We start from the raw sequence: 25,562 nt of genomic DNA on the forward strand, positions 1-25,562 counted from the left end.
ATGCCTGTTTCGTCCATAATAACCTTATTCAATAGGGAATATATGTATATTTTAACATTCTATCTAATCGATGGCGAGTGTTGTGCGAGGAAAACGAAGACATTGCTTTAAATCATATGTCAGTTGAAAGCATGATCCATCCTATGCGATAATTCATCTATGAGAACAAACGTTTCAAGAAAGGAGTGTGCGTATGAATACGGTCATATTTGCAGAAAAACCATCCCAAGCTAAAGCTTATGCGGATGCATTTACTGTGGCCAGTAAACATAAAACCCATATTATTCTCGCTGCTTGCCCTACCTTTCCAAATGGAGCTACTATTACATGGGGGATTGGACATTTAGTGGAATTAAAAGACCCTAAAGCTTATGACACCAAATGGACGCGTTGGAACCTAGCCAGTCTACCGATTTTCCCAGAAACTTTTGAATTTCAAGTCGCTAAAGGAAAGTTCCAACAATTTAAAGCTGTCCAGCAACTTTTTCGACAAGCAGATTTGATTATTAATGCCTGTGATATTGACCGAGAAGGGTCGAATATTTTTTATTCGATTTTCCGTTTAACTGGAGCGCGGCCGAAACAAATTTTACGCTTGTGGATCAACTCGTTAGAAGTCGATGAAATTCGTCGAGGCTTCACTCAACTGCAGACGAATGAACGCGATTTAAAATTGTATGATGAAGCGCGCACGCGTCAAGTGAGCGACTGGCTCGTCGGGATGAACGCTTCCCGTATTTATACGTTACTTCTGCAACAACGTGGCTATGAAGATGTCTTCCCTGTCGGCCGCGTGCAGTCGCCGACTGTCTTTCTCGTTTACGAACGGATGAAAGAGATCGAACAGTTCAAAGTAGAACCTTTCTTCGAAGCCGTCGCTACGTTCCAAAGTGCACAAGGAACATATGAAGGAAAGGTCGACGGACGGTTTAAAACACGCCAAGAAGTAGAACGACTATTGCATCAACATGCAATTCAGCCGAATGATGAAGGAACGATTACTAAACATACGGAGCGCGAAAAACGTCAACTCCCTCCTCTCCTTCATTCGCTCTCTACTTTACAAGCGACCGCCAACCGAAAATGGAAAATGAGTCCAGCAGTCACTTTAAAAACGGCCCAAACGCTTTATGAAAAAAAGTATATTTCCTATCCACGCACGGATAGCCGTCATATTACGACGAATGAGTGGCAATACATTCAACAAAATAAAGAGCGCTATGAAACACTCCTTGAGCAACCGTTCGAAGCAGCTACGATGAAACCATCGAAGCGCTATGTCGACAATGCGAAAGTGCAAGAACATTACGCGATCGTCCCGACGAAAACCGTACCTGCTCGAACGACGATAGAAAAAATGAAACGAGAAGAACGATTACTTTATGAAGAAATTTTAAGAACGACATTATGCATGTTCCATCGTTCATTCATCTATTTAGAAACGAGCGTCACGACCGATGTAAAACGTCTTCCTTTCCTGTCAAAAGGAAAGCGTACACTCGACGTCGGATGGAAAGAGCTCTTTCAACAATCGAACGACAAAGAAGACGAGGCAAATATGCTTCCGCCTTTACAAAAAGGAGAAACAGTCCGCGCGACAATCCAGATTCACGAAGGGAAAACGACACCGCCAAAACCTTATACAGAAGGTCAATTAATCACTTTAATGAAAACGTGTGGGAAACATATCGAAGACGAAGCGGAAGTTGAAATTTTAAAAGAGATTGAAGGCATCGGTACAGAAGCGACACGCAGTTCGATTATCGAAACTTTAAAAACTCATCAATACATTGACGTCCAAAAAAACATCGTCCAATTAACCGATAAAGGAAGAATTTTTTGCGAAGCGATTCAAGGGACCTTACTAGCGAGTCCTTCCATGACCGCAAAATGGGAAACGTATTTGAAAAAAATTGGTGCTGGAACAGGTTCAAGTGAGAAATTTTTAACGAGCATGGAGAAATTTTTACACCACTTACTCGCCACGACACCTGATGAACTTCAACGACGGCCTTTCACAGTCGCGCCTTTCATAGGAAAGAAAAAAGCGACGAAATGGGACCGAATTCCGATCGCCACATGTCCGAGATGTCAGAAAGGGAAAATCGTACAACGTCAATCGTTTTACGGATGTACGCATTACCGCCAAGGATGTAAGCAAACATTTCCCGGGACATTTTTAAAAAAGAAATTGACGAAAACGAATATTAAACATTTATGCGAAAAAGGAGAAACGAATGTAATTAAAGGATTCACATCGAATGACGGCAAAACCTTCAACGCAAAACTCCAATTTCAACGCGGTGAAATTTCACTTCTATTTGAACCGTAACGTAAAAAAGTTCCATTTTGGCATATAACCAAAATGGAACTTTTTATTTTTTTGTGCGATACATACTTTGGATCGCGACACGAATTAACATAATGACACTTAGCCCGAGTCCAGAATAACCGAATATGTTCAGGAAGGAATACCCTTCTTGTATTTCATTTTGCGCTAAAAAGAGCGCACCTAACGATAAAATTCCGAATGAAATGCCAGCAAAGCTTAAAAAGACGAGATTGAGTACTTCATTGGCAAACTGCTTATTTTCTTTATGAGAAAAGATGCCCATTTGAATCGTAAAGTCACCGTTTTCCGCTTGACGCAATACACGATCGATTCTTCTCGGAAATGCGCGTAGGCGCGGTAATGTGTTTAACAGTTCATCTTCAATCGTCTGTTCGAGCACTTCTTTTCCTTTTTCCATCGTCAATTGGGATTTCAAAAATGTTTTCATCACTTCAGATAGGTTAAACGTCGGATCTGTTTCTTGCAAGCTACCTTGTAATGTAATTAAGCTGCGAAATGCCATCGCGACATTCGGATGAAACTGCAATCCGAAATCGCCCATCATTTCAAATAAATCTGTGCCCATATCTTCTAAAATGTCACCATCGAATGAATGGACGACGAGAAATTGACTGAGTGCTTGTTCTAATTGTTTTAAATTAATTTGGTCACCATTTTCGACGAGACGTTCTACTCCAATCGCCATCGACTCTGGATTTTGACGTGTAATTCCAATCAATAACCACGTAAAACCTCTTCTTTGCATCGCTGATAATTTACCGACCGATCCAAAATCTAAAAAAGCAGGCGTCCCATCTTTTAAAATATAAATATTGCCTGGATGGGGATCTCCGTGGAACACACCGCGGTCAAAAATTTGAGCAAGCATTTCTTCGAAAATATCGCTCGCTAGCTGACGACGTTTTTCCACTGGATATTGTGCAGATTTTGATAAACTGACGCCGTCTAAAAATTCAACGACGAGAATTTCGCTCGTGCAATAGTCGGGATACACTTTCGGAATATAGACGACATCGTCCATCATTTTGCGCATTTGTACAATATTCGAAAGCTCAATCGACAAATCGACTTCTTCATATAAATTGTCGATAAATCCTTCTGCGATACTCGTAATGTTCACACTCTGAGCCCAAGGCATACGGCTTTCTAATAAATGTGCGAATGTATCTAAAATCGTCACATCCACTTCCATTTGCTCTTTTAGTTCGGGTCGTAGCACTTTGACCACGACTTGTTCTCCTGTATGTAATGTCGCGCGGTGCACTTGAGCAATCGATGCTGCCGCTAGAGGTTCTTCATCAAATGTTTGAAAAATCTCATCGATCGGACGCTTCAGTTGGGCTTCGATAATTTTACGTACTTCCGATCCAGGTAAACTGCGCACATTTTCTTGCAAATGTGCCATCTCTTCAATAAATATAGGTGAAAACAAGTCAGTACGCGTCGATAAAAACTGACCGAATTTAACGAACACGCCACCTGCTTGTTCTAATGTTTTACGCAAAGATGCGCCGATATGTTGATTGCGCGATTCAGCATTCAAATGCAACGGGCTTTTAAATAATCCGTTTCGCATAACGAGTCGCATTAAATGCAAATAACGAAATTGTGTACGGAAGAAAATTTTCACACGGGTAAATGGATTAGAGGAACGTTCTCGCCGCACCGTACGCCCTGAATCCGACATCATTTCTAAAATAAGTGAAAAACCCATCGATACGATAATTAATGTAATAAAGTATAAAAATGTATAATGGTCAAATTGAATAATATGTTGTGTCGGGGGCATCCGCTTAATATGAAATGTATAGTACGCAGCACTTGAGAAGACGAGTGAAAAAATTGAAGAAATTAACACTTTCCCACGCGCGTCGTAATTTCCAATTAATCGATAACTAATAAAGCTAAAGAGTACAAATAAAATAATAGCATAAAGCATACAAAGCGCCTCCCTTACGTTTCTTTTACTATACCCTAAAATGCGCTGACTCATCCAAAAAATCGACGTTTGAGAATGTTCTCAAACGTCGACTGTTCGTTTAACGGTTCGGCCAGAAGCTCAATTTGCCGAGTAGTTTGACGAATGCTGGGATGACGATCGGACGCACGACGAATGTGTCGAGCAAAATACCGAGTGCCATCATCATACCGAACAATTTTAATTCATTGACCGGCATCGTCGTTAAGACGAGGAATGTCGCAGCTAAAATTAACCCTGCAGAACTTATGACACCACCTGTTCGTTCCACTCCGATTCGAATCGCTTCTTCTAGCTCATGATGTTTCAACTCTTCTCGAATTCGTGCAATCAACATAATCGAGTAGTCGACACCGAGCGCCACGAGGAAGACGAATGTGTACATCGGAATTCGATAACCGATCGTTTGTTGATCGAGTACGAGATCGAACATCCATAATGAAAATCCGAATGTCGCAGCGTACGATAATAAAATAGAACCGACCATATAAATCGGTGCGATGACTGATTTCGTTTGGAAACCGAGCATAATCGCAATGAGCGCTGTCATTAAGCCGACGACGAGCCAAGTATCGCGCTCGTTAATATCGCGGATGTCGACGTTTTTCGCTGTCTCTCCGGCGATATATAGTTCATCGCCTTTTTTAGACATGTCTCTCAACATTTCGACCGTATCCATCGCTTCATGACCGTACGGATTACCATCGAATGTAATCGACAATTTGGCCACGTTGAAATGATCTTCCGCTAACGGATGACCCGTCGGACGAACGGATTGTACACCTTCTAATTCATTCAATTGTTCCATTTTTTCTTTCAATGTATCTTCTGTCCAATCTTCATCACGAATCATGAGCAATGTTCCTGGAGCGAGACTTCCTTTCGAAAATCCTTCGCCTAATCGCTCATATCCGACGCGAGAAGATAGATCTTCTGGGAATGATTCAATTAAATCAAACGACGTTTTCATGTTTGTCATATTCCAAGCGCCGACGCCTAATACGAGAACGACTGGAATTAAAAATGTTAAAGGTTTTGCGGTGACGACATCCGCCACTTTACGCCAAATCGTACGTTTTTCTTTCACGCGCTCTCCGTATTTCGGAATGAACGGCCAAAAGGCAACGCGACCGAAAATCGCAAACAATGCCGGGAGCAAAGTGAGCCCCGCAATTAACATGACGGCAGCTGCAATCGCAAAGACAGGAGCGAAGTTGCGGTACGGCTCGTAAAGAGAGAAGAACAATGTGGCCATTCCGAGCACAATCGTACTTCCACTGAAGAAAATAGGCTCTCGCACATGTTTCATCGCTTCACGCATCGCATCGTTCACCGATTCATGACGGCGTAACTCTTCACGGAAACGCGAGAAAATTAAAAGTGAATAGTCGGTGACAACTGCAAATAATAAGATTGTCATAATCGATAACGCTTGACTCTCCGTCACAAACCATTCCGCTTTTGCTGATAAGCCGATAATTTTATCGACGACAACATAGACGATTCCAGCTCCGATCAACGGAATAAGCGTCAATAAAGGAGCACGGTAAATGAGCAACAATAAGACGAAAATTAAGCCGACGGTCGCCAGTAATAAAACGACATTCGCTTCGCTAAATAATGTGATTGCATCGGACGCAATCGCTGCAGGACCTGTCCAATTTAATTCCACATCACTTTTATCTGAATATTCTGTTAATTCTTCAGCTATCAATGTTACTTGTTGGTGAACTTTGTCATTATCACCTGCTGGTAATGTAATCGATGTGAAAAATGTCGTTCCATCTTCCGAAATAAGACGCTTTTTAATCGATTCACTCAACTCATCCAAATTCGTAATCGTCGCCTCTTCCAATAAAGGATTTTCCCCTACTTTTAGAAGCGCTTCTCCAAATTCGGCAATTTGTTCTTCTGTCAAACCTTCTTCTTTATACAACACGCCAAAGAGTGGCATTCCCTCGTCGTTTGGGAAGTATTCTTTTACAAGTTGTTCTGCTTCGACTGATAAACGATCTTCTGGTAAACCGCCATTTTTATTGGGCAGTGTAAATTCTTTAGCTCCAGGAGCGACGACACTTAAAATAATCGTCGCTACGAGCCAAATCGCTGCTAATGAAAACCATCTTTTTTTATTCATACGAATTTCTCATCCTTTTCGATAAAGAAAGTAACGACGATGAATAAAGCAAAACTAATTAATAAAATTGAGCCACCTACGATATAGAAAATTAACGAAATCGTCGGATTGATTTGGAAAGGCTCCATAAATTGTAACCACATGCCTGCTGTTAATCCGATTGAACCGATAATCCCTGTCCAACCATGCGCTGTAATTAATTTAGAAGCACGCACTTTAAAGATGCGATAAAATGCTCCCCATGCAAATACTGATAACCAACCGACTAATAAAATATGGGCATGAATTGGTCGGAATCCGTAAGATCCAGAACCTGCCATATGTGAACCGAGCACTGCTCCGATTAAACCAAAAATTGCTGAAATACGAATTAAACGTATACTCCATGTTTGTTGTAACATATCGATTTCCTCTCCTTCTACTTCACACTGTATTCACAGTTTAAAATTTCTACATGAACGGAGAGTGAACCGAACTTAAACATAATATTATTTTTCGTTTTTCTTTGGCAAATAGACGGTGATCTTTGTTCCTTTATCTAATTCGCTCTTCATATCAATCGTGCCACTATGAAGTTCTACTACTTGTTGAACGATCGCTAAGCCGAGACCCGTCCCTTCAATTTCTTTCGTTCTAGAAGAATCCGCTCGGTAAAAACGTTCGAATAATTGAGGCATATGTTCTTCTTCTATCCCTATGCCACTATCTTCAATACAAAAGACAATCTCTTCTGAAAGCTCTTTTAACGAGATTCGAATGCTACCTTGCTCCGTGTATTTCACCGCATTGGAAATAAGGTTATCCCACACCTTTTCTAAAAAAGCAGGGTCTCCTTGATACGTAATCGGCTCTACTTCAAGCTCTAATGAAAGTTCTTTATTCACAATTTGCCATTGATAATTGCGCACGACGTCCCGTATTTGTTCGTCTAAAGCATACGTTTTCTTTTGCAACGGCGTCTTCAGTTGATCAAGTGAAGTTAACAACAATAACTGTTTCGTCAATGTCGATAAACGTTCTGTCTCCGATTCAATAATCGATGCATATTGTTGACGGGTCTCTTCGTCTACCTCTCGTTTATTTAATAAAGAAGCGTACCCCCGAATATTTAATAAAGGAGATTGGAAGTCGTGAGATACGTCGCTAATAAACTGCTTACGCATTTGATCATTTTGTTTTAGACGCTCTACCATTTGACTAAAACTTTGAGCGAGTTGTCCAATTTCATCTTGGCGCGCGATATCGAGTGACTCGACGAATTTCTCATCACCGATCTGTTTCGTCGCTTTCGTTAGTTCTGTAATTGGATCGATTAATTTTTTCGCAAAGAACAACATCGCCAAAAAACTGATAATGGCAATGACAATAACCATTCCACCTAATAACAAATGAACTTCCGTAAACAATAATTTAATATCTGGACGTAAAAACAAAGCATACCGATCCCCTTGATATAAAACAGGACTTCCGACAGTATTCGATGACTCATCCGCGAAAAATCCTGTCATAAACGTTTCCGTCGGAAAGTTTTGCATGCCGTTGTACACTTGTCCGTCCAATACTTGATCAATCGCTTCTTGCGCTAGATTATGTTCACGAAAAGGCGCTCCGAAAAATTCGATTTCTTCCGTTGGTGAAACGAGAACGAGTTTATAACCGACCGCCGCTTCCGTGCGTAAAAAGAATTCTAAGTTAGGCGGCTGTTCCGATTCAATGTATGTCGCGATTTGTTGAACAATCGATATGTTTTTCGCTGAATTTTCTTCCTTCATATTTTGATGGTAATACGTATTGACGATTAAAAAGGCGATGACTGTACTCATCACCATAATGATCGCAGTCATCGCTAAAAATTTTCCGTACAATGATTTCATTCGCCCACGACCTCAAATTTATACCCAACGCCACGCATCGTCACAATTTTCACTTCATCTTCAAATGGAGCTAATTTATCACGCAAACGTTTAATATGAACGTTTAACGTCTGTTCATCCCCTTCATAATCATATCCCCACACGCGCTCGATTAAAAAATCACGCGCATACACATGTCCTGGTCGGGAAGCAAGTAAGGAAAGTAAATCGAATTCTTTCAATGGAAGTAAAAAAGTTTTATTTTGAATGTGTACTTCGTAGCGTTGGCGATCAATTTTTAATGGACCTGCGATAATTTGATCGTCCGTTGCCTTATCATAACGACGTAAAATGGCACGAACACGGAACAATAATTCTTGAGGTTCAAATGGTTTGACGACATAGTCATCGCTCCCTGCTGTAAACCCGCGTTCTTTATCTTCTAATTCTCCTTTTGCTGTCAACATGAGCACAGGTATATCATCATACGCTCGCAATTCTTTCGTCAATGTGTAACCATCCATCTTCGGCATCATCACATCAACGATGGCGAGGTCTGGAATTTCATTTTCTACTAATGTGAGGGCTTCTTCCCCATCATATGCTTTCATCACTTTGTAACCCGCTTCTTGTAAATGAATCGAGACTAACTCTACAATGTGACGATCATCATCTACTACTAATATTTTCATCTCATTCACTCCTTCTTTCTACCATACGTTGTTAATATGAATTTTACATCACATACTTTTAATTCGCACACGATACGATAGAAGTAATCCATCATAAATAAAAAAGCTGTCACAACCGTTATCCGATTGTGACAGCTTTTAAAAACGGCGATTTAAACGAATGTTGCGTTCTCTCGCTTCTTTAAACATATAAAAATATTTACTTTCTGCTATTTTGCGTTTGGCAATCACGTGTTCATCATAATCACGTACAAGTTCTTCAAGTTCGCGGGCTTGTTCCCACTCTTCTTTTAATTCTTGTAATAATTCCATGAAACGATCATCAAACTCTTGACGGACTGAATGTTTACGAAATAGACGAAACATTATAATTCTCGCCGCCCTTCAATCGCTTTAGAAAGCGTCACTTCATCCGCATACTCTAAGTCGCCTCCAACCGGTAAACCGTGCGCAATTCGTGTCGTTTTAATACCAGATGGTTTCACGAGACGCGAAATATACATCGCTGTCGCTTCCCCTTCTACTGTCGGATTCGTCGCTAAAATTAATTCTTGCACGCGCTCATCTTGCAGGCGTGTCAATAAACTAGGTACGTTAATATCTTCAGGCCCTACTCCGTCCATCGGCGAAATCGCACCGTGTAAAACGTGATAACGACCATTATAATCGCGCATTTTTTCCATTGCGATGACATCTTTCGGGTCTTGGACGACACAGATCATCGACTCATCTCGCGATTGATCTTGACATATGTGACAAGGGTCTACATCTGTAATATGACCACAGACCGAACAGAAATGAATATTTCGTTTCGCGTCGACGAGTGCTTTCGCAAAGTCGAGCACTGTATCTTCTTCCATATTTAACACGAAAAAAGCGAGACGACTCGCTGTTTTCGGGCCGATTGTCGGCAATTTCATAAAACTATCAATCAACTTTGAAATTGGTTCTGGATAATGCATTGGACGCCTCCTAGAACATTCCTGGTAAGTTTAAGCCTTTCGTGAATTGTCCCATCGTGCTCTCAGACAATTGTTCCGCTTTTTTCAATGCGTCATTCGTTGCGATGATGATGATGTCTTGTAACATTTCCACATCATCTGGATCTGCTAATTCTGGATCGATTTCGATATCGAGCACTTCACGATGTCCTGAAACCGTCACTTTCACCATACCATTTCCCGCTTCTCCGACGATGCGCTCTTCCCCTAATTTTTCTTGAGCTTCTGTCATTTTCTTTTGCATTTTTTGCATTTGTTTCATCATACCTTGCATATTTCCCATACCACGCATAATTGTATGCCTCCTCAATAATTTTTATTCGTCGACGACTGTCACAATGTCACCAAACAATTCAGTCGCTTGAACGATATGCTCTTGTTCATCTGCCACATCATGCATTTCGAAAGCTTCTTCTGCTTGTTCTTCTACTTCTTCTGAGCGATTCATCTTCGTTGCGATAAATTCAGACCGAATCTTTTGCCACTGTTCTTCTGGAACGTAAATGACATCGTACGGCTTTTGTAAAAACTGTTGTAATGTGCGCAACAATTCATCTCGCAAAAGCTCTTTTTCAAGGGCGATGGAACAATGAATATCATAATTGAATTTTAACACAAAAGCACTCGAAGATGCTGCGACGGGTTCTGTTTCTTCCAAAAGTGCTGCATGCGATTTCGTTAAAGCTTGCATTAAATTGGCCCATAGCGAGCGCAATTGAACGAGATCTTGTTTCGTCGCTTCTGCTAATACCCCTTCTACTTTCGCTTTTGGCACCCGAATGACAGGTTTTTGTTGCGGTGCTCTCGATGCTTGTTTCACTTGTTTTGCAGGGGCTGGACGATTTTCAACGAGTTGACGTAAATCAAATACTGTTTTACGTAAATCATCGAGCTGTTGTTGAACATTTTCGTCAACAGGAGCTTCTACAGTCGCTGCTGGAGCGATTGACATCATATGGATGATTTTCAATAATGCCGACTCGATGTAGACACGTGCATAATTAGAAAAACGCATCTCTTGTTGCGCTTGAGCGAATACGTCGATACAGGCATAGAGCTGTTCTACCGTAAACCTTTCAATGACGGACTGAAACGTTATTGGATCTTGAATCATTTGTAAAAGATGTCCAGAGTCGTTAGCCGTTTTCAATAGAAGGAAATCCCGGAACAATGTGATGCTATCTTCGACAAGACGCAGTTCATCTTTCCCTTCTTGCATCAATTCATCGATGATCGACAATGCTCGTTTCGGGTCGTTTGAAACGAGTGCATCAGTCAATTCATAAAAGCGATCTTCACTGATCGAGCCTGTGACGAGCAAGGCTGCGTCTATCGTAATGGTGTCGCTACTGAAGGCGACGACTTGATCCAACATACTGAGCGCATCTCGCATCCCACCGGAAGCCGCCTGTGCAATGACTTGAAGTGCTCCTTTTTCCGCGGTCACTTCAATATCATCCAATACGACAGACAAACGATCGATGATTTCTTCATTCGTTAACGGCTTAAAGTCGAATCGTTGACAGCGTGAAATAATGGTCAGTGGAATTTTATGCGGTTCGGTTGTCGCTAAAATGAACACGACATGACTCGGCGGCTCTTCTAATGTTTTTAAAAGCGCATTAAATGCCGAATTCGATAACATGTGTACTTCATCAATAATGTACACTTTATAAGGCGACCGAGCTGGAGCTACGTGAACTTTTCCGATAATTTCACGCATCTCTTCCACCCGTGAGTTCGAAGCAGCATCAAATTCAATGACGTCTGTATTTGAACCTTCTGTAATGCTCAAGCACGTCTCACATTCATTACAAGGTTCAGGTGCTGGTCCACGCTCACAGTTCAAAGCTTTCGCAAACACTTTAGCCGTCGTCGTCTTCCCAGTCCCACGAGGTCCGGAGAACAAATAAGCGTGAGTCGTTCGATTATGGAGTAAAGCATTTTGTAACGTCTGCTTCACTAACGCTTGTCCTGACATATCTCCGAACGTTTGTGGGCGATACGCACGATAAAACGATTGATGAATCATTCACGTCGCTTCCTTTCTTTTTTCTCATTCGTTTATTATACCATTTTCTCACGTCTTTATGTTACTTTGCAAATAGCGAGAACATTTACGCAAACGACAATCATTTTGTACAATAATTACGTCCTGCGATATGCTGTATTTATCTTTAGAATGTCCTAGCCTACACTATACAAGACGTAAAGGAGAGAGTATTTTGCATAATGCCAAACAGTCACATTTATACAAATATAGAAAAGCACGGCCTGCTTTATTGTTTTTAACATTTTTCGCTTGGATTGCTTATGCTGTGTGCGCCATTGTATTTGGTTTCACACCTTGGTTCGTGAAACTACTTAGATTTATTGCACTCCTTCTTTCTTTTCTATTGTTCTTTTACATCAAAAAGCATCTTCAATATACAAAAAGTGCGCAAGAAAAGAGTGAGCATAAAAAATAACTTTTTCTATACTCACTCTACAACTCATCGACAAATGAAAAACAGCCACTTCTCAATGAAGTGACTGTTGAAAATTCTTAATTATGCCGCGCACCTTCCGTCGACGACCGCACATAGACGTTACTCATGTCGCCAGCTCAGCCTAGGCTGCCCCGCGGCACATGAAATGATCCACTTAATGCTGCTTCCTTCCGGACCTGACATGGTTCATGGGTTTCCATTGCGCAGGACCCAAACGTCAACACTACGTGCATGAGGCAGACTCTACAATACGAGAAGCCTCGAGAAGGGATTCAGTCTTGCTGAAGCGGATTGCAAGTACAGGGCACCGCTAATTCCCCACCTAGCACGGCATTTTTAAGTATATCATCTTTTTGCAAAAAATCAACTCTCAACAATTCCAAACATCTTTAAAAAAACTTTTTAAAAGAGGGTTGACGTTTTTAAATATAGCTGATATATTAGATATTGTCCGAATGAGGACATCATATAAACCACGGAGGAATACCCAAGCCCGGCTGAAGGGATCGGTCTTGAAAACCGACAGGGGTGTCAAAGCCCGCGGGGGTTCGAATCCCTCTTCCTCCGCCATATTTTTTCAAATGTCTGTTCCGATTGATGGAACAGTTTTTTTATGTTTTTTTCACTTTTAAAATTCGAATTTCAATAAACTTTTATCATAAACTGATGTTGAAACAATATTTACAAAATCTCTAAATATTGTTTCAACGTTTTTTTATACATCGATTTCAATACGCCTTACTTAGGTGGTTCGAGGCTTTCTAAATACTGTCTAACGCGCTTTGCATCATCTTCTTGTAATACATACATATTTTGCTCATCGGACTTCTCCATTATTCGAACACGCTGCTCTTTATCTAACCAAATATCATACAAATGATTACCGTAGACGACAGTAGCATCTGGTCCGATCATGTTCATAATCTCTGTAAACGGTGTCGCACGTTGAAATGCTTCGTGAACTTCTTTACCGAACGCTTCATCATCGATTTCTCCTGTGCTTCTCAGCCATTCTAATGGCTCATCTTTTACCCAAATGGCTTGCCACTCGTCATTTCTCCATAAGTAAGTTCCCTCTGCTTCCCAACGATCTTCACTAGGATCATATGCTACATTTTGAATGATTGGTGTAAAGGTATGATTTTGTTCTACTAATCCCCCATGCTCCTCAGCATCAGATGCTACCTTTTGTAATTCACGGATAAACTCCTCTTCTGAATGTGTTGCTCCGTCTTGTTTTTCTTCAATGACTTTTACATCCAATGCATTCATTTGTCCAGGATATGATTCCATCACAATGCCATTCGTTTCAATATTCACCTTCTGACCAACTCGAAGGTTCGACGATTCCGGGTAAGAAAAGATAATATAATCATTTCGCTCAGCATCTTTTGTCATTTTTCCAACTCCGTGAAACGACTTATCCTCTATTGAAGTGATATACCATCCTTCTAGCATCGTTCCGTCATCCTTTCCTTCTAAATCTCCGTCACTTTGAGTTTGACAAGCGACGAGCAAACTTAAACAGCTGATTAGGATGAACATACTCCATTTTTTCATGTTATCCCCTCCTTATTGAAGTAGACGAAGCAAGAACGATTTCGTTACAAAAAAACAGTCGACGGAGTCGTCGACTGTTTCATTTATTGAACATATGTCCCTTTATTGCTTGGATGAGCTTCAATCGGTTCGTACACAGGATAATGTTTGCGCACAGCTTGCGCTACTTCAGCGACACGGTCCTCCGGCATAAGAACAAATAGAGAAGGACCTGCTCCACTAATCGTCATTCCATAAGCGCCAGATGATTTCACGAGCGCTCGTACTTCATCAAAATGTGGAAACATCTTTTTGCGAAACGGCTCGTGGAACGTATCACGTTCGAGCATTTTACCTGCGAGCGACCACTGTTCATTCGCAATCGCTGCGACGAATAAATGTCCGGCCGCACTGCCCGCTGTCGCTTCTGCATGATTGATGACTTCTGGGATGACACTGCGTGACTCTGATGTCGCTAATTGCACGTCAGGCACTAAAATGAGTGCCCCGACTTTCGGTGCGTCTAATGCCACATAGTCAAGCTCTCCATTTTTATAATAAGAGAGAACGAAACCACCATGAATAGCCGCATTGACATTGTCCGCATGACCTTCAAATGTCGTGCCGAGCTCTAGTTTTTGTTGCATCGACAAGTCAAGCTGCAAAATTTCATTTGCAATTTCCACTCCCGCCGCAATCGCAGAAGCACTGCTTCCTAAACCTTTTCCTAAAGGAATATTAGATGAAACGACGAGCACGTGAGGTGAAATCGAACGCCCTGCAAATTTTGCAGTGCCGAGAATCGTCTTCACGATTAAATTGCTTTCGCCACTTGTTAAACTCGCATACTCTTTTTCACGATATTCAACATGCCAACGATCCGATTCATACACGCGCACTTCCATTGTTAAATCTAATGCTAAGCCGAAACAATCATAACCTGGTCCGAGGTTTGCAGTTGTCGCCGGGACGACGACAGTAAACTTCGGCTGATCCATTACGCTTTTCCTTCTTGTAAATCTTTTAAAAAGGCAGTGAATTCATCTTTCGATAAAATCGGCTCATCTTTATTCACTTCAATCGCAGTTTCCGGATCTTTTAAACCATTTCCTGTTAAAATTCCAACTACTGTTGCGCCTTTTTCAATTTCGCCTGCTTCGATGCGTTTTTTAAGTCCCGCAATTGTCGCACATGATGCAGGTTCTGCGAATACGCCGTCGCGTGATGCGAGCATTTTATACGCTTCTAAAATTTCTTCATCTGTCACGCTCATAATGTGACCGTTCGATTCTTCAAGTGCCGCCGTCGCTAAATGCCAGCTCGCTGGATTTCCGATACGAATCGCTGTTGCGACTGTTTCTGGTTCTTCAAAGACTCGGTCGTATACAATTGGAGCTGCGCCATCTGCTTGAACACCGAGCAATGTCGGGCGTTCTCCGCCTTTTTTCGCTTGATATTCTGTGAACCCTTTCCATGCTGCTGAAATATTTCCAGCGTTTCCGACTGGAAGAGCGAAGTAATCAGGTACTTGACCATCCAATTGATTGATCACTTCAAATGCAATCGTCTTTTGACCTTCTAAACGGTAAGGGTTAACCGAGTTAACGAGCGCGATTTGGCCTTCGCCTACTTCGCGTACCATATTTAATGCTTCGTCAAAGTTTCCTTCGATTTCGACGATGTCCGCTCCGTACATTTTCGCTTGCGCTAATTTTCCGAGCGCAATTTTCCCTTCAGGAATGACGACGATTGTACGCATCCCTGCACGCGCACCGTATGCTGCCGCAGAAGCTGATGTGTTCCCAGTCGATGCACAAATTAATGCTGTCTTTCCTTCTTCTTTCGCTTTCGCTACCGCCATCACCATTCCGCGGTCTTTAAATGAACCAGTCGGGTTAGAACCTTCCGTTTTAACGTACACGTTCACGCCCCATTCCGCTGATAAGTTTTTCAGGTGGATAAGTGGTGTGTTCCCTTCTTGTAAAGTTAATTCAGGTGTCGCTTCTGATACGGGTAGCCATTCTTTATATTCCTCGATTAAACCGTTCCAACGTCTCATAATAAATTATTCCCCTTCCACTCGGTAATAGCTTGATAATCCGAGTACACTATCTGTTTGTTTTAATGTATCTAAAATGTCGAGATGTTGCTTGCGCGAAATCTCATGTGTAATGATGATCAAATCTGTTTCGTTATTTTCATCCATTTGTTGAATGACCGTTGCCAAACTTGCACCATTATCACTATAAATCGATGTTAAATGTGTGAGCACGCCCACTTCATCTTTTACGCGAATGCGATGGAAGTAACGTGAATATTTCTGTGCGTCATCTTTCACTTTGCGCTCGTATTGTGGTGCGTGTTTACGTTTTCCGTTCACACCTAACAATAAGTTGCGGCACGCTGCAACGATATCTCCTGTGACAGATGTTGCCGTTGGAAGTGAACCTGCTCCTGGTCCGTAAAACATTGTCTCTCCGACTGCATCTCCGTATACATATACCGCGTTCATTTCATTATTAACGGATGCGAGCGGGTGAGCATTCGGTAAAAAGACAGGTTCTACCGCTACTTCGATACCATTTTCGTCTTTTTTCGCTGTTCCTGCGAGCTTCACTGTGTAACCGAAACGATCCGCAAGTTCCACATCACCATCTTTAATTTCGCGAATACCACGCACGTAAACATCTTCTAACTTCACTTCTGTCGAGAATGCGAGCGATGCTAAAATGACCATTTTGCGCGCTGCATCGAGGCCGTCGACATCCGCTGTCGGGTCCGCTTCCGCAAAGCCTAATTCTGTCGCTAAAGCGAGTGCTGCATCGTATGACATATTTTCTTCTTTCATCTTCGTCAACATGAAGTTTGTCGTTCCATTGACAATTCCTGTTAAAGCATGAATGCGGTCTGATGCGAGTCCATCTTCCAATGTACGAATTAACGGAATACCGCCGCCGACACTCGCTTCATAAAATAAGTCACAACCATTTTCGTCTGCGATTTTCAATAATTTCGGTCCGACTTCCGCCATGACGTCTTTATTCGCTGTGACGACCCCTTTACCTGCTTGTAATGAACGCTCGATCGCATCTTTCGCGTCCGTCGTTCCTCCCATTACTTCTACAATCAAATCAATTGAATCATCCGATAAAATGTCATCGAGTGATGTCGTGAAAATATCTTTCGAGAGTTTCGTATCACGTTCTTTATCAAGATTGCGCACCATCGCTTTTTTAATTTGAACTGATACCCCAAGTTTATGCTGTAAATCTGTTTGATGATTTAATAAAATTTGTGCAACCCCACTACCTACTACTCCAAAACCTAATAAACCGATATTAATTTCCTTTTTCATTTGACGATTCTCCTCACTATCTGTACACTATGAAAAAACAAACGTACTTTGCATAAGGACATTATAAGAAAAAATGGATTGAATAACAAGTGTATTTTCTATATTATAAAGTATAGCACGAATTTTTTGACTATTAAAACGAATGTAAGGATCTGATAATAATGAAAGTATGTAAATTTGGTGGAACATCCGTAGCATCAGCAACACAAATTAAAAAAGTCGTCGACATCGTTCTTTCAGATAAAGAACGAAAAATTGTCGTCGTCTCAGCACCAGGCAAACGTTCAAGTGACGATACGAAAGTGACAGACCTTCTAATTGAGCTCGCAAACCGTGCTTTAAATAATGAAGATACGACAGAAGCTTGCGCAAATGTGATCGCACGATACGAAGAAATCGCGCAAGAATTGAACATTGACCCAAAAATTATCGAAACGATTCGCCAAGATATCGAGCAGCGTGTTCAATCTTCTAAAGAAGATGAAGTATTGTTTATGGACTCGATGAAAGCAGCAGGAGAAGATAATAACGCAAAATTGATCGCCGCTTACTTCCAATCACTCGGAGTTGAAGCGCGCTACGTTTCTCCAAAAGAAGGTGGCTTACTCGTCAATGAACGCCCTGCACGTGTTCAGGCACTTCCAGAAGGTGATGAGCAGCTCGCAAAATTAAAAGATGAAAAAGGAATCATCGTCTTCCCAGGATTTTTCGGATTTACGAAAAACGGCACATTGCGTACATTTAACCGCGGAGGGTCTGATATTACAGGTTCATTACTCGCTGCCGCAACAGATGCTACATTGTATGAGAACTTTACGGACGTCGATTCTGTATTCGCCGCAAACCCAATGGTCGTGGACGAACCAGAAGCCATTAAAGAAATGACGTATCGTGAAATGCGAGAACTCGCTTATGCCGGCTTCTCAGTATTCCATGACGAAGCACTCATGCCCGCTTTCCGTAAATCAGTTCCTGTTTGCATTAAAAATACGAACAATCCTGAAGCGCCAGGTACGATGATTGTTAGTGAACGAAAAAAACCTTCAAACCGACCAGTTGTCGGAATTGCAGCGGATGACGGCTTCGCTACGTTGTACGTCGATAAATACTTAATGAACCAAGAGCTCGGATTCGGGCGTAAATTGCTTGAAATTTTAGAAGACGAAGGCATTTCATTCGAACATACACCTTCTGGTATTGATAATATGTCTGTCATTTTACGGACTGAGTATTTAACACCAGAAAACGAAAAACGCGTCATCGAACGTGTTCAAGAAGAACTGCAACCTGACCACGTACACTTGGAGAAAGATTTATCGATGGTTGTACTTGTAGGGGAAGGGATGCGTCATACACTTGGACTCGCTTCACGTGCTGCTGGAGCGATTAGTCGGTCAGGCGCAAGCATTCAAATGATTAACCAAGGTTCTTCCGAAGTCAGTTTAGTATTCGGCATTTTAACAGCGGATGAAACACGTGTCCTCAAATCACTTTACGATGAATTTTTTAAATAATACCACTAACAAAATCCCCTAACATGAAAAACGTTACGGGGTTTTGTTATGTCAAAATAACTTTTATATAAATCCTATGTTATTTTTATGTAAATGAACTTTACAATAAGTCAAATACATATTAGTTTTAATACCTTTTAGCTTATTTCGATATTTTTTCGTTTTTAGAATTTGTTTCATTGTATAATATATAAATAGGCTACTTTGTATTTTCATTCTCAAACTTTGGTAGTTTGTCTATTTATTATTTTATATTAAAGGAGTACTTCGCCATGAAACGATTTTTCCAAAGAAAAAACGACGCTGCCGCTCCCAATTATGCAGCCGAACCAACTGCTTCCCATGTATGGATTCGATTGTCTGATTATCCCGAAGTAGAAGCTCAACTGAAACTCATTGATTTAACTATCCAAGATTTAACGTATTTACAATTACTCACTCCCTATAAAAAAGAGTTGTTACACACGACAACCGAGGCGTTTTATGAGGGCTTAGAAAAGATTCCACATTTACAAAAAATCATCAATACACATAGTACAACAGAGCGATTAAAAAAAACATTAGCCATTCATTTTTCTGCACTTTTTGATGCAAAAATCGATGCTGCCTTTTTAGAACAACGCAGACAAATTGCTAAAAAGCATGTCATGATTGAGCTTGATCCAAAATGGTACATTGGCTCTTTCTCTCGCTTCTCCAATGCTTTTGTCCAATTCATTTTTAGCTTACCGCTTTCAAAAGAGCAACAGGAATCCATCATGATCGCTTTCAATAAACTGATTAATCTAGAACAACAACTCGTCATTGAAGCATATGATATGGAACTCGAAGATTTACGTGAACGCGAAAATGAATTAAAGCATGCGATGCAACAATCCATCACTCAGTCTTCTGAAGAACTGTCAGCGATTAGCGCTGAAACAAAACGCTCCATTGAACAACTTGCAAGACAAGCACAAACTATTGAAACAAGTGCAATAGACAGTCACCAAATTGTGATGAATGCAGAGTCTCAATCTCAAGCAGGCAATGCACTCTTATTAAAACAACGAGAAGACATTGCTAATACAAGTGCTTCTATTCAACAATTAATCGAAAAAATGAAGCAACTCAGTACTTCTTCCAATCAAATACGAGATATTGTTAAATTAGTTACAACGATTGCAGATCAGACGAATTTACTCGCGCTCAATGCTGCTATCGAAGCAGCACGTGCTGGCGAACATGGGGCTGGTTTTGCCGTTGTCGCAACAGAAGTACGCAATTTAGCAGAGGAAACGAAAAACGCAATCGGCAATGTGACAAGCTTAATTGAAGCAACCGATCAACGAATTGATGAAATGACAAAGTTCATCGCGCAGTTAACAAAATTGATGAATCAATCTACTACAACGACGACAAGTGTTTCTCAGAACTTTGAAGGAATTGTTCATTCAACAGATCAACTCATTCACCAAAGTGAATTGACAAACAATGAAGTGAAATCAATTGTGCACGTATTAGATGATTTACAAGCAACGGTCCAAGACTTAGAACGCATGTCTTTACACCTCGTCACAGAGATTCAAAATTTATAATTTAAATATCCCCTCATCATGAATCGTATGAGGGGAATCTATACTACGGACGATACTTCGATGACTCGCGAATAAAATACCCAATCCGTTCAATGATAATTTCCACTTCTTCTGGTCTTTCTTTTAAATCATATTCCGTAATATCAATGCGCATAATAGGACAAGCATTAAAATGATCAATCCAAGCGGTGTAACGTTTATACATCTCTTCCCAATACGATAATGGCGTTTCTTGTTCCATCGGACGTCCTCTTTCTTGAATACGCTCGATAATCGTTTCAAACGGACCATCTAAATAGATGAGCACATCAGGATGAGGGAAATAAGGGGTTTTCACCATTGCATCGAAAAGTTCTGTATATGTTTTATAATCGACAGGGTTCATCGTTCCTTTTTCGTAATGCATTTTCGCAAAAATGTCCGTATCTTCATAAATCGAACGATCTTGTACGAAACCACCCCCGTATTCAAACATGCGCTTCTGCTCCTTAAAACGTTCCGCCAAAAAATAAACTTGTAAATGAAAGCTCCACGCTTCAAAATCTGCATAAAATTTCTCTAAATACGGATTTGTATCTACCTTTTCTAAAGATGTACGAAAATTGAGCGCATCGGCTACCGCATTCGTCATCGTGGACTTTCCAATTCCAACTGTCCCCGCTACTGTAATAATCGCATTGCGTGGGATTTTATACTTCTCTCTTAATTCCATCATTTCATTTCCTCCAACACTTTTTTCACTTCTCGGACAATATGTGCACGATCCGCTTCACTATGTACAAAATCAAAAGCATCTCCGTCAAAACGTAAAACGGGAACTTCGGGATGAACACGTTCAAAATCTTCCATAAACTGTGCATAATCTTCCGTCAGTTGCACTAAATAATTCGGATCGATTTGTTGTTCAAACGTGCGACCTCTTAACTCGATACGCTCTTGTAATTTTTCTAAACTTGCCGTTAAATACACAATGATATTCGGCATCGGGACGTCGCGTGTTAAAATGCGATAAATTTCTGCATACTTCTCATATTCTTCTTCCTGCAATGTACGTTTTGCAAAGATTAAATTTTTGAAAATGTGATAATCTGCAACGACAGGGCGATTTTCACTTAACGTATGCTTTTGAATATCTCCTAACTGCTTATAGCGATTGCATAAAAAGAACATTTCCGTCTGGAAACTCCACTCTTCAATATTTTCATAAAATTTATTTAAAAATGGGTTTTCATCGACAATTTCATGTAGTGCGACATAATCAAACTCTTGGGCTAACGCTTCTGTCAATGATGTTTTTCCGACACCGATCGGACCTTCAACTGCGATAAATGGAATCACCATCGGACACTCCTTCTTTCTTTTTCGTACTGTCTATTTTAACATAGACTTAACGGTGAAATATGAAAAGGTGATGAAATGAACGAATGGGCAAGTGACATCTATTTTATGCAATGCGCCATTTTAGAAGCGAAAAAAGCAGCACAAATCGGCGAAGTTCCAATCGGTGCGGTCGTCGTACATAACGGGAAAATCATTGGGCGCGGCTACAATAGAAGAGAAACGACACAACGAGCCAGCATGCATGCGGAGATGCTCGCGATTGACGAAGCTTGCCGGGCAATTGGCAGTTGGCGCTTGGAAGAGACGACTCTCTATGTCACGCTAGAGCCTTGTATGATGTGCTCGGGAGCGATTATGCAATCGCGTATCCCCCGTGTCGTCTACGCCGCTCCTGATGCAAAAGGTGGCACGGTACGCTCGCTCTACCAGTTATTAGAAGATGAGCGACTGAACCATACAGCTACGATTGAAACAGGCTTATTTGCCGAACGATGTGGTCGGCTTTTGTCCGATTTTTTTAGAGAGTTAAGACGGAAGAAAAAAGCAAAAAAAAGAGAAACGCTCGAGTAAAAGCGTTTCTCTTTTTACTATTTTACAGGGCATTCAATTTTTTCTTTGCCACCCATATACGGACGAAGCACTTCTGGAATGACGACCGAGCCGTCTCCTTGTTGATAATTTTCTAAAATCGCGGCAACCGTACGACCGACGGCAAGGCCACTACCATTTAACGTATGAACGTATTCTGGTTTCGCTCCTTTTTCACGACGGAAGCGGATATTCGCACGACGCGCTTGGAAATCTTCAAAGTTTGAACATGAAGAGATTTCACGATATACCCCTTGTGTCGGCATCCACACTTCTAAGTCGAACTTTTTCGCAGCTGTAAAGCCAAGGTCTCCCATACAAATGTCGACGACACGATATGGCAATTCAAGAAGCTGTAACACTTTCTCGGCATGTCCTGTCAACTTCTCTAATTCTGCATATGAATCTTCCGGTTTCACGAATCGGACGAGTTCTACTTTGCTAAATTGATGTTGACGAATTAAACCTCGCGTATCGCGACCCGCAGATCCTGCTTCAGAGCGGAAGTTCATGCTATGTGATGTGAAAGCTTGCGGTAAGTCCGCCGCATCTAAAATATCGTTGCGATAAAAGTTCGTCGTTGGCACTTCAGATGTCGGGATTAAGAAGTAATCTTCTTCTTCAATTAAGAAAGCATCTTCTTCAAATTTCGGAAGTTGTCCCGTGCCTGTCAAACTTTCACGATTGACGAGATACGGTGGAATTAACTCTTCATAACCGTGTTCATCCGCATGTAAATTGACCATAAAGTTCAAAACAGCACGTTCTAAACGAGCACCTAAGCCGCGATAAAAGACGAAACGACTTCCCGTTACTTTCGCTGCGCGTTCAAAGTCTAAAATATTTAAATCTGTCCCGAGATCCCAATGGGGTTTCGGTTCGAAATCGAATTGTGGAAGTTCTCCCCACGTACGAATTTCCACGTTATCGTCTTCCGTTTCGCCTTCTGGAACTGACTCATGCGGAATGTTTGGAATGCGCATGAGCACGTAATTTAATTTTTCTTCTACTTCATGAAGTCGCGTATCGAGCGCTTTTATCTCTTCTCCCACTTCACGCATTTCTTTAATTTCTGCATCAGCATCTTCTTTATTTTTCTTCTTTTGACCGACGAGTTGTGACACTTCATTACGGCGCGCTTTCAGTACTTCTACTTTTGAAATTAATTCACGTCGTTCATCGTCCAATCCTTGGAACTGATCTAATTCTGAAATATCTTCTCCACGACGTTCTAACTTTGCTTTCACGCCTTCAAAATCATTGCGCAACAATTTTGCATCTAACATATTCATTCTCCTCTTTTCTTTATTTTTTTGCATAAAAAAAGCCCTCATATCCCCTCATATAGGGACGAGAACTACCCGCGTTGCCACCCAAATTAGCCCATGATGAGCTCACTTTGAAAAAAATAACGGTTCTCAACCGGCTTATCATTTGAGAATAAGCAACTCCAGGACGGATTCATCATTTCGCTTTATTAGCTCACACCACCCGCTAACTCTCTTTAAAAGTCGAAATTACTACTACTTCCTATCAACGTTTTCAGTTCTTAACTTCCACATATAGTATACACGATGCGGCTTCAAAATTTAAGTCATTCCCTTAATTTTTTGAAGCCGTCCATCGTTTAAATCGTTTTTAAAAGCTTTGCACATTGCGCATAATAGTTGCGCTCATGTGGCACAAACTGTCGGAACGCAATACATTGTCGCTCTCCTGTAAATATATCTTCCGTATCGACAAACTCGCTTTGTCCTTCAAACAACTGAATCAATTGTCGTTTCGACACACATACTAATGTTTCTACTTCTTCTGTTTGTAGTGTAAATTGTTCCGGTTCAAAGGGACCGCTATGAAAATAAACATGAGTAAACTCACGGTCGATCCAGTCACCAATTTGAATCGTATCCCGAATGACCGCTCCGAATGTTAAATCTTCAATATTTCGCTTCAAACCGAGCTCTTCTTCAAGTTCGCGCACGCCATCCGCTATCGTTTCTTCCGCTTGAAGATGTCCTGCTGCCGTTACATCATAAAGAGAAGCGAAGTCTTTTTTCATTGTGCTACGCTTTTGAAGTAAAACGGTATCTCGCTCAACGAGCCAACAATGGAATGTGTCATGCCATAATCCAAGTTTATGCACATCGTCTCTCGTTTGTCGCGATAAAGGACGATGCGATTCATCGTACGTTTGAATCCATTCTTCAGTACACATTTTTATACCGTCTGTAAAAATTGTTTCGCGACACGCTCTGTCACAGGACCTGCAACACCTGAACCGATTGTCGTACCGTCGATTTCAACGAGTGGTAACACTTCGTTTGTCGTGCTCGTCATAAACACTTCTTCTGCTTCAAGAACGTCTTCTTTCGTAAATTCACGTTCAACAAATGGAATATTTAATTGCTCTGCAAGTTGTTCGACACGCATACGTGTGATCCCTGCTAAAATATAATTCGATAAAGGACGTGTCACTAATTCTCCGTTTTGAACGATGAAAATATTTGAACTCGTCCCTTCTGTTACATAGCCGTCGCGAATTAAAATCGCCTCGTAAGCACCCGCATCGTTTGCGACTTGTTTCGCTAAAATGTTCGGAAGTAAGTTCAATGATTTAATATAACAGTTTTTCCAACGTTCATCTTCATGGAAAATCGCTGTTTTCCCTGCCAAGCGTTCTTCCATCGCGATAACTTCCATCGGGCGTACTGTCATCGTAATCGACGGTTTTACATCTTTCGGGAATAAATGACCACGCTTCGCAATACCACGTGTTATTTGAATGTATACGTCACAATTTTTCTCTCCTGAGCGCTCGACCGCTTCCATCATGAGCGATTCAATCTCTTCTACTGTCATGCCAAGATCCATGCGAATCGCTTCTGCACTTTTCACGAGACGCTCTACGTGTTCACGCATCATGAAAGGTTTCCCTTCATAAATACGCGTCACCTCATAAACACCATCTCCGAATTGATGACCGCGTTCATCGACTGGAATCACTGCATCATTTTCATTCACCCATTGACCGTTTGCGTACACAATTACCATTTGTAAAAACCCCTCTCTTCTATCTACTACTCTCTATAGAATACGCTCATTTCGGCTTCTTTTCAAAGAAAAAATGCAATGTCACGATAAAAAG

General features: G+C 41.2%; 22 protein-coding genes, 1 tRNA gene, 1 other RNA gene and 1 other annotated feature. Of the genes, 5 read left to right on the forward strand and 19 right to left on the reverse strand.

Features of this window, described 5'->3' with window-relative positions; all coding sequences use genetic code 11:
• Positions 1-193: 193 nt before the first annotated feature.
• The gene (gene topB, locus IRY55_RS09350; RefSeq protein WP_194563047.1) at positions 194-2,332 is read left to right on the forward strand and encodes a type IA DNA topoisomerase; all 2,139 of its coding nucleotides are present in this window, start codon (positions 194-196) and stop codon (positions 2,330-2,332) included.
• 43 nt (positions 2,333-2,375) lie between these two features.
• On the opposite strand, the gene IRY55_RS09355 is transcribed toward topB, so the two are convergent.
• The 10 genes from IRY55_RS09355 to ffs form a co-directional block, all read right to left on the reverse strand.
• The gene (locus IRY55_RS09355; protein ID WP_194563048.1) at positions 2,376-4,292 is read right to left on the reverse strand and encodes an ABC1 kinase family protein; all 1,917 of its coding nucleotides are present in this window, start codon (positions 4,290-4,292) and stop codon (positions 2,376-2,378) included.
• A 100-nt stretch (positions 4,293-4,392) separates the two neighbouring features.
• Positions 4,393-6,468, reverse strand: a complete 2,076-nt coding sequence (locus tag IRY55_RS09360) for an MMPL family transporter (RefSeq protein WP_194563049.1) — start codon at positions 6,466-6,468, stop codon at positions 4,393-4,395.
• Positions 6,465-6,869 (reverse strand): hypothetical protein, encoded by a 405-nt coding sequence (locus IRY55_RS09365; protein WP_194563050.1) that lies wholly within the window; start codon positions 6,867-6,869, stop codon positions 6,465-6,467. Before IRY55_RS09365 ends, IRY55_RS09360 begins: the two co-directional genes overlap by 4 nt.
• Before the next feature lie 87 nt (positions 6,870-6,956).
• Positions 6,957-8,342: a sensor histidine kinase gene (locus IRY55_RS09370; RefSeq protein WP_194563051.1), complete on the reverse strand. Its 1,386-nt coding sequence runs from the start codon at positions 8,340-8,342 to the stop codon at positions 6,957-6,959.
• Positions 8,339-9,013 carry a response regulator transcription factor gene (locus tag IRY55_RS09375; RefSeq protein ID WP_194563052.1) on the reverse strand — a complete coding sequence of 225 codons (675 nt, stop codon included), beginning with the start codon at positions 9,011-9,013 and terminating at the stop codon, positions 8,339-8,341. The genes IRY55_RS09370 and IRY55_RS09375 overlap by 4 nt, the downstream gene beginning before the upstream one ends.
• A gap of 138 nt (positions 9,014-9,151) precedes the next feature.
• Positions 9,152-9,379: a YaaL family protein gene (locus IRY55_RS09380; protein WP_194563053.1), complete on the reverse strand. Its 228-nt coding sequence runs from the start codon at positions 9,377-9,379 to the stop codon at positions 9,152-9,154.
• A complete protein-coding gene (gene recR / locus IRY55_RS09385; RefSeq protein WP_194563054.1) occupies positions 9,379-9,975 on the reverse strand; it encodes a recombination mediator RecR in 597 nt (198 codons plus the stop codon). Before recR ends, IRY55_RS09380 begins: the two co-directional genes overlap by 1 nt.
• A 10-nt stretch (positions 9,976-9,985) precedes the next feature.
• Positions 9,986-10,306, reverse strand: coding sequence for a YbaB/EbfC family nucleoid-associated protein (locus tag IRY55_RS09390; RefSeq protein WP_194563055.1), 321 nt, complete (start codon positions 10,304-10,306; stop codon positions 9,986-9,988).
• A 24-nt stretch (positions 10,307-10,330) separates the two neighbouring features.
• Positions 10,331-12,046, reverse strand: coding sequence for a DNA polymerase III subunit gamma/tau (dnaX, locus tag IRY55_RS09395; protein WP_194563056.1), 1,716 nt, complete (start codon positions 12,044-12,046; stop codon positions 10,331-10,333).
• A gap of 522 nt (positions 12,047-12,568) precedes the next feature.
• An RNA gene (ffs, locus tag IRY55_RS09400) (signal recognition particle sRNA large type) lies at positions 12,569-12,834 on the reverse strand.
• A gap of 146 nt (positions 12,835-12,980) precedes the next feature.
• On the opposite strand from ffs, the gene IRY55_RS09405 reads away from it, so the two are divergent.
• Positions 12,981-13,073: transfer RNA gene (locus IRY55_RS09405), tRNA-Ser, on the forward strand.
• 168 nt (positions 13,074-13,241) lie between these two features.
• Here the strand turns inward: IRY55_RS09405 and IRY55_RS09410 are convergent.
• The 4 genes from IRY55_RS09410 to IRY55_RS09425 all read right to left on the reverse strand — a co-directional run bounded on the left by IRY55_RS09410 (position 13,242) and on the right by IRY55_RS09425 (position 17,397).
• On the reverse strand, positions 13,242-14,063 hold the full coding sequence (locus IRY55_RS09410; RefSeq protein WP_194563057.1) for a DUF3221 domain-containing protein: 822 nt from the start codon (positions 14,061-14,063) through the stop codon (positions 13,242-13,244).
• A gap of 83 nt (positions 14,064-14,146) precedes the next feature.
• On the reverse strand, positions 14,147-15,040 hold the full coding sequence (gene thrB, locus IRY55_RS09415) for a homoserine kinase (protein WP_194563058.1): 894 nt from the start codon (positions 15,038-15,040) through the stop codon (positions 14,147-14,149).
• On the reverse strand, positions 15,040-16,101 hold the full coding sequence (thrC, locus tag IRY55_RS09420) for a threonine synthase (RefSeq protein ID WP_194563059.1): 1,062 nt from the start codon (positions 16,099-16,101) through the stop codon (positions 15,040-15,042). Before thrC ends, thrB begins: the two co-directional genes overlap by 1 nt.
• Positions 16,102-16,107: 6 nt before the next feature.
• The gene (locus IRY55_RS09425) at positions 16,108-17,397 is read right to left on the reverse strand and encodes a homoserine dehydrogenase (RefSeq protein ID WP_194563060.1); all 1,290 of its coding nucleotides are present in this window, start codon (positions 17,395-17,397) and stop codon (positions 16,108-16,110) included.
• 161 nt (positions 17,398-17,558) lie between these two features.
• Here IRY55_RS09425 and IRY55_RS09430 point away from each other — a divergent pair, with 161 nt between their 5' ends.
• Together IRY55_RS09430 and IRY55_RS09435 are read left to right on the forward strand one after the other, a co-directional pair.
• Positions 17,559-18,911 carry an aspartate kinase gene (locus tag IRY55_RS09430; RefSeq protein ID WP_194563061.1) on the forward strand — a complete coding sequence of 451 codons (1,353 nt, stop codon included), beginning with the start codon at positions 17,559-17,561 and terminating at the stop codon, positions 18,909-18,911.
• 272 nt (positions 18,912-19,183) lie between these two features.
• Positions 19,184-20,488, forward strand: coding sequence for a globin-coupled sensor protein (locus IRY55_RS09435; protein ID WP_194563062.1), 1,305 nt, complete (start codon positions 19,184-19,186; stop codon positions 20,486-20,488).
• 43 nt (positions 20,489-20,531) lie between these two features.
• Here IRY55_RS09435 and IRY55_RS09440 read toward each other — a convergent pair whose 3' ends face one another.
• Positions 20,532-21,200 (reverse strand): deoxynucleoside kinase, encoded by a 669-nt coding sequence (locus IRY55_RS09440; RefSeq protein WP_194563091.1) that lies wholly within the window; start codon positions 21,198-21,200, stop codon positions 20,532-20,534.
• Positions 21,200-21,829: a deoxynucleoside kinase gene (locus tag IRY55_RS09445; protein WP_194563063.1), complete on the reverse strand. Its 630-nt coding sequence runs from the start codon at positions 21,827-21,829 to the stop codon at positions 21,200-21,202. The genes IRY55_RS09440 and IRY55_RS09445 overlap by 1 nt, the downstream gene beginning before the upstream one ends.
• Positions 21,830-21,904: 75 nt before the next feature.
• On the opposite strand from IRY55_RS09445, the gene tadA reads away from it, so the two are divergent.
• Positions 21,905-22,399: a tRNA adenosine(34) deaminase TadA gene (gene tadA, locus IRY55_RS09450; RefSeq protein ID WP_194563064.1), complete on the forward strand. Its 495-nt coding sequence runs from the start codon at positions 21,905-21,907 to the stop codon at positions 22,397-22,399.
• 17 nt (positions 22,400-22,416) lie between these two features.
• Here the strand turns inward: tadA and serS are convergent, their stop codons facing one another.
• The 3 genes from serS to dat form a co-directional block, all read right to left on the reverse strand.
• Positions 22,417-23,703: a serine--tRNA ligase gene (gene serS / locus IRY55_RS09455; protein ID WP_194563065.1), complete on the reverse strand. Its 1,287-nt coding sequence runs from the start codon at positions 23,701-23,703 to the stop codon at positions 22,417-22,419.
• A gap of 57 nt (positions 23,704-23,760) precedes the next feature.
• Positions 23,761-23,963 (reverse strand) — a binding site (T-box leader).
• An 81-nt stretch (positions 23,964-24,044) separates the two neighbouring features.
• Entirely contained in the window at positions 24,045-24,632 is a 588-nt protein-coding gene (locus IRY55_RS09460; protein WP_194563066.1) for an NUDIX hydrolase, read from the reverse strand.
• Positions 24,633-24,634: 2 nt separating this feature from the next.
• Positions 24,635-25,468 carry a D-amino-acid transaminase gene (dat, locus tag IRY55_RS09465; RefSeq protein WP_194563067.1) on the reverse strand — a complete coding sequence of 278 codons (834 nt, stop codon included), beginning with the start codon at positions 25,466-25,468 and terminating at the stop codon, positions 24,635-24,637.
• Positions 25,469-25,562 lie beyond the last annotated feature (94 nt).

Source organism: Savagea serpentis (genome assembly GCF_015351395.1).
Taxonomy (GTDB): Bacteria; Bacillota; Bacilli; order Bacillales_A; family Planococcaceae; genus Savagea; species Savagea serpentis.

Bases quoted from the DNA above. Each gene is read 5' to 3' on its own strand.
- tadA (WP_194563064.1), top strand. From the start codon at position 21,905: ATGAACGAATGGGCAAGTGACATCTATTTTATGCAATGCGCCATTTTA.
- IRY55_RS09440 (WP_194563091.1), bottom strand. From the start codon at position 21,200: ATGGAATTAAGAGAGAAGTATAAAATCCCACGCAATGCGATTATTACA.
- thrB (WP_194563058.1), bottom strand. From the start codon at position 15,040: ATGGATCAGCCGAAGTTTACTGTCGTCGTCCCGGCGACAACTGCAAAC.
- IRY55_RS09375 (WP_194563052.1), bottom strand. From the start codon at position 9,013: ATGAAAATATTAGTAGTAGATGATGATCGTCACATTGTAGAGTTAGTC.
- IRY55_RS09460 (WP_194563066.1), bottom strand. From the start codon at position 24,632: ATGTGTACTGAAGAATGGATTCAAACGTACGATGAATCGCATCGTCCT.
- IRY55_RS09435 (WP_194563062.1), top strand. From the start codon at position 19,184: ATGAAACGATTTTTCCAAAGAAAAAACGACGCTGCCGCTCCCAATTAT.
- serS (WP_194563065.1), bottom strand. From the start codon at position 23,703: ATGTTAGATGCAAAATTGTTGCGCAATGATTTTGAAGGCGTGAAAGCA.
- IRY55_RS09380 (WP_194563053.1), bottom strand. From the start codon at position 9,379: ATGTTTCGTCTATTTCGTAAACATTCAGTCCGTCAAGAGTTTGATGAT.
- IRY55_RS09355 (WP_194563048.1), bottom strand. From the start codon at position 4,292: ATGCTTTATGCTATTATTTTATTTGTACTCTTTAGCTTTATTAGTTAT.
- IRY55_RS09445 (WP_194563063.1), bottom strand. From the start codon at position 21,829: ATGGTGATTCCATTTATCGCAGTTGAAGGTCCGATCGGTGTCGGAAAA.
- IRY55_RS09410 (WP_194563057.1), bottom strand. From the start codon at position 14,063: ATGAAAAAATGGAGTATGTTCATCCTAATCAGCTGTTTAAGTTTGCTC.
- topB (WP_194563047.1), top strand. From the start codon at position 194: ATGAATACGGTCATATTTGCAGAAAAACCATCCCAAGCTAAAGCTTAT.
- IRY55_RS09360 (WP_194563049.1), bottom strand. From the start codon at position 6,468: ATGAATAAAAAAAGATGGTTTTCATTAGCAGCGATTTGGCTCGTAGCG.
- dat (WP_194563067.1), bottom strand. From the start codon at position 25,468: ATGGTAATTGTGTACGCAAACGGTCAATGGGTGAATGAAAATGATGCA.
- dnaX (WP_194563056.1), bottom strand. From the start codon at position 12,046: ATGATTCATCAATCGTTTTATCGTGCGTATCGCCCACAAACGTTCGGA.
- IRY55_RS09365 (WP_194563050.1), bottom strand. From the start codon at position 6,869: ATGTTACAACAAACATGGAGTATACGTTTAATTCGTATTTCAGCAATT.
- IRY55_RS09390 (WP_194563055.1), bottom strand. From the start codon at position 10,306: ATGCGTGGTATGGGAAATATGCAAGGTATGATGAAACAAATGCAAAAA.
- thrC (WP_194563059.1), bottom strand. From the start codon at position 16,101: ATGAGACGTTGGAACGGTTTAATCGAGGAATATAAAGAATGGCTACCC.
- IRY55_RS09425 (WP_194563060.1), bottom strand. From the start codon at position 17,397: ATGAAAAAGGAAATTAATATCGGTTTATTAGGTTTTGGAGTAGTAGGT.
- IRY55_RS09430 (WP_194563061.1), top strand. From the start codon at position 17,559: ATGAAAGTATGTAAATTTGGTGGAACATCCGTAGCATCAGCAACACAA.
- IRY55_RS09370 (WP_194563051.1), bottom strand. From the start codon at position 8,342: ATGAAATCATTGTACGGAAAATTTTTAGCGATGACTGCGATCATTATG.
- recR (WP_194563054.1), bottom strand. From the start codon at position 9,975: ATGCATTATCCAGAACCAATTTCAAAGTTGATTGATAGTTTTATGAAA.